Annotated in this window: 2 protein-coding genes; both read left to right on the top strand. The window is 73.3% G+C overall.

What is annotated here, in order from left to right:
- The coding region (locus JT362_RS35250; protein ID WP_260196299.1) for a type I polyketide synthase at positions 1-2566 on the top strand (2566 nt) is incomplete at its 5' end.
- A 17-nt stretch (positions 2567-2583) separates the two neighbouring features.
- Positions 2584-4336: type I polyketide synthase (locus tag JT362_RS35255; protein ID WP_446014145.1), on the top strand; the 1753-nt coding region annotated here is incomplete at its 3' end.

Consider the following 4336-nt stretch of genomic DNA (forward strand, 5'->3'; position numbering starts at 1 on the left):
CCACCGCGACAACGGAACCCTCACCACCTTCCTCCGCAACACCACCCACACCCCCACCACCACCTGGCCCACCACACCCACCACCCTCGACCTCCCCACCTACGCCTTCCACCGACAACGCTTCTGGGTGAATCCGCCGCGTGCGACGGAGTCGGTCCGGTTGGCGACCGGCGGGCGGGTGTTCACGAGCCACTGGTCCGTCCGGGATCGGCCGTGGCTCGCCGACCACGCCGTGTTCGGACGGACAGTGGTCGCCGGGGCGATGCTCGTCGAGTCGGCCGCCGCGACCGGTGCGCGCGTCGGGTGCCCGGTGGTCCGGGAGCTGACCCTGGAGGCACCGCTGGTCCTGGGCGACGACACGGAGGCCACGGTCCAGGTCTGGGTGGCGGAACCCGACGAGAACGGGCAGTGCGCCGTCACGATCCACTCCACGCACGGGGACGACCAGGACTGGGTGCGGCACGCGACCGGCGTGCTCGCCGGCGCCGCCGAACCCGTCACGGCCGAGCCGGTGTGGCCGCCCGAGAACGCCGAACCGGTCTCGCTGGACGGCTTCTACGACTCGCTGGCCGGTCGCGGGTTCGGCTACGGGCCGGCGTTCCAGGGCCTGCGCGCCGCCTGGCGCCGGGGGGACGACGTGTTCGCGGAGGTCACGCCCCTGGAGAACGCCGGGTTCCTCGTGCACCCCGCGACCGTCGACGCGGCCTTCCACGCCGCGCTCGGTGCCGACGTGGTGCTGCCGTTCAGCTGGTCCGGTGTGCAGCTCCACGGCTCTCCGGCGGACGTGGTGCGGGTCCGGCTGAGCCGGCTGGACGCCGACACGGTCCGGATGGTCGCCACGGACTCCGCGGGGAACCCGGTCATGTCGGTGGACTCGCTGACCGCGCGTCCGATCTCCCGGGAGCAGCTGGCCGCCGTCCACCCCGAGCCGGTCTACGAGGTGAGCTGGGTCGACGCCGACCCCATCGGTCCCGTCGGCACGGTCGAGGTGCTCGGCGAGGGTCGGTACCCCGATCTGCGGGCGCTCCTGTCGGACGTGGAAGCCGGCGCGGTGCTGCCCGAGTGGGTCGTGCACCCGGTCGTGCCGTCGGCCGAGGGCACCGTTCCGGCCCGAGTCCGAAAGAACACGACCGGGGTGCTGGCCCTGCTCCAGGACTGGCTCGACCGCCCCGAGTTGGCGCACAGCCGACTGGTGATCAGCATCGACGCCGACCTCACGCTCGCTCCGATCGCGGGTCTTGTCCGCAGCGCGCGGAGCGAGCACCCCGACCGGTTCGTCCTCGTCGAGGGCGCGCACACCACGGCCAAGCTGCACGCCGCGCTCGCCACCGGCGAACCCGAGGTCGCCATCCGCGAGGGCCGGGCGCGGGTGCCCCGCCTCGTCCGCACCACGCCGACTCCCGCCCAGGTCTTCGACGGCGACGGCACGGTCCTGGTCACCGGCGGCCTCACCGGTCTCGGGGCACTCACCGCGCGGCACCTCGTCACCCGGCACGGCGTCCGTCACCTGGTGCTCACCAGCCGGCGCGGCTCGGACACGCCCGGCGCGAGCGAACTCGTCGCCGAACTCGTCGAGGCCGGCGCGTCCGTCCGGGTGGAAGCCTGCGACGTCACCGACCGGGACGCGCTCGCCGCCCTGCTGTCGACGGTCGACCCGCCGCTCCAGGGCGTGATCCACAGCGCGGGTGCGCTCGACGACGCCGTCGTCACCGCACTCGACCCCGAGCGGCTGGACCGGGTACTCGCCCCCAAGGTCGACGCCGCCTGGCACCTCCACGAGCTGGTCCCCGAGGTCAGGGCGTTCGTGCTCTACTCGTCCGTCGCTGGTGTGCTCGGCGGGCCGGGCCAGGCCAACTACGCCGCCGCCAACACCTTCCTCGACGCGCTCGCGCACCAGCGGGCCGACGCCACGTCGCTCGCCTGGGGATACTGGGCGGAGGGCACCGAGCTGACCGGTCACCTCAGCGAAGCCGACCAGAACCGGTTGGCCGGCAACGGGGTCCGGCCGATGGACACCGCGACCGTGCTACGGCACCTCGACGCCACCCTCGCCGGGAACGGCGCGCACTACTGCCCCACCAGCCTCGACGTCACCGGCCTCTCCCCCGACGTCACGCCCCCGATCCTGCACCGGCTCCTGCCGGCGACGGCGAAGCGCGGGACCAGGGCGCCCGTCAGCCTGCGGGTCCAGCTCGACGGGATCCCCGCCGGTCAGCACCACCGGCACGTCGAGGAACTCGTGCTCACCACCACCGCCGGCATCCTCGGCCGCCGGGACGGGATTCGCCCTGGCACGCCGTTCAAGTCACTCGGGTTCGACTCCCTGATGGCCATCCAACTGCGCAACGGCCTTGGTCAGGCCACCGGCCTGAGCCTGCCGGCGACCCTGGTCTTCGACCACCCGACGCCGGAGGCCGTTGCCACCCATCTCCTCGCCCAGCTCCAGCCGGCCGCCGAGCCGGCGCCCGTCGAGGACCACGAGGAGTTGCTGGAGATCGACGACATGGACGCCGAGGCGCTGGTGGCCAGGGCGCTGTCCGCGGACCGAGGAGGACTGCTGGCATGACCATGTCCACCGAGAAGCTGGTCGACGCGCTCCGCGCCTCGATGAAGGACAACGCCAGGCTGCGGCGGTCCGTCGACGCGGCCCGCGAGCCGATCGCGGTGGTGGGCCTGTCGTGCCGGTTCCCGGGCGGGGTGTCGGATCCGGAAGGATTGTGGCAGCTGGTCGAGTCCGGAGTGGACGCGGTGACGGAGTTCCCGGCGGATCGTGGCTGGGACCTGGAGTCCCTGTTCGATCCGGACCCGGACAACCCTGGGACGAGCTACACCCGGTCGGGTGGGTTCCTGGACGATGTGGCGGGGTTCGACGCGGGGTTCTTCGGGATCAACGCGCGTGAGGCGTTGGCGATGGACCCGCAGCAGCGGTTGCTGTTGGAGGGTGTGTGGGAGGCGTTCGAGGACGCGGGGATCGACCCGCACTCGGTGCGCGGGCGCGAGGTCGGGGTGTTCGCCGGGGTGATGCACCAGGACTACGTGACCTCGGCGCCCGCGCGGAACGAGCTGGGCGGGTACTGGCTCGCCGGGTCGACCGGGAGCATGGCGTCCGGGCGGGTGGCGTACTCGTTCGGGTTCGTCGGGCCGGCGCTGACCGTCGACACGGCGTGTTCGTCGTCGCTGGTGGCGGTGCACCTGGCGGCGCAGGCACTGCGGCGTGGTGAGTGTTCGCTGGCGGTGGCCGGCGGGGTCACCGTCAACACGACGCCGGGCCTGTTCGTCGAGTTCTCCCGGCAGCGCGGCATGTCGCCGGACGGTCGCTGCCGGTCGTTCGCGGCGGGCGCCAACGGGACGGGCTGGTCGGAGGGCGTCGGGGTGCTCGTGTTGGAGCGCCTGTCGGACGCGCGCCGCAACGGGCACCGGGTCCTGGCCGTGGTCCGTGGTTCGGCGGTCAACCAGGACGGGGCGTCCAACGGTCTGGGTGCCCCGAACGGTCCGTCCCAGGAGCGGGTGATCCGCGCGGCCCTCGCCGACGCGGGGCTGTCCGCCGCTGACGTGGACGCGGTCGAGGCGCACGGCACCGGGACCGTGCTCGGCGACCCGATCGAGGCACAGGCATTGCTGGCGACGTACGGACAGGGGCGCGACGAGCCCCTGTGGCTGGGGTCGATCAAGTCCAACATCGGACACGCCCAGGCGGCCGCGGGTGCTGCCGGACTGATCAAGATGATCATGGCGATGCGCCACGGCCGCTTGCCGGCCACGCTGCACGTGGACTCTCCCAGCCCGAAGGTCGACTGGTCGACCGGCGCGATCGAGCTGCTGACCGAGGCCCGCGACTGGCCGACGGCGGACCGGCCGAGGCGGGCGGGGATCTCCGCGTTCGGGGCCAGTGGAACGAACGCGCACGTCATCATCGAGCAGCCGGCCCACGAGGACATCCCGGCGTCGGAGGCGTCCGGTCCCGTGCCGTGGATCGTGTCGGCGCGCACCGAGGAGGCCCTGGACGAGCAGGTGCGGCGGCTCCGGGACTGGGTCCGCGACCGGCCCGACACGGATCCCGCGGCCGTGGCGTGGTCGCTGCGGGGCCGGGCGCGGCTGGAGCACCGGGCCGTGGTCGTCGGGGAAACCACCGACGAGCTGCTGTCCGGGCTGGACGCCGTCGCGGACGGCAGGCCGGGCGCGTTGGTCGGCCGGGCGGCGGACCGCGCACGGGTGGTGTTCGTGTTCCCGGGTCAGGGTGCGCAGTGGGCGGGGATGGCGGTGGAGCTGTTGGACACCTCGCCGGTGTTCGCACGGCGAATGGGGGAGTGTGCGGACGCGCTCGGCCCGTATCTGG

It is taken from the genome of Actinophytocola gossypii, from assembly GCF_025165815.1.
Taxonomy (GTDB): Bacteria; Actinomycetota; Actinomycetes; order Mycobacteriales; family Pseudonocardiaceae; genus Actinophytocola; species Actinophytocola gossypii.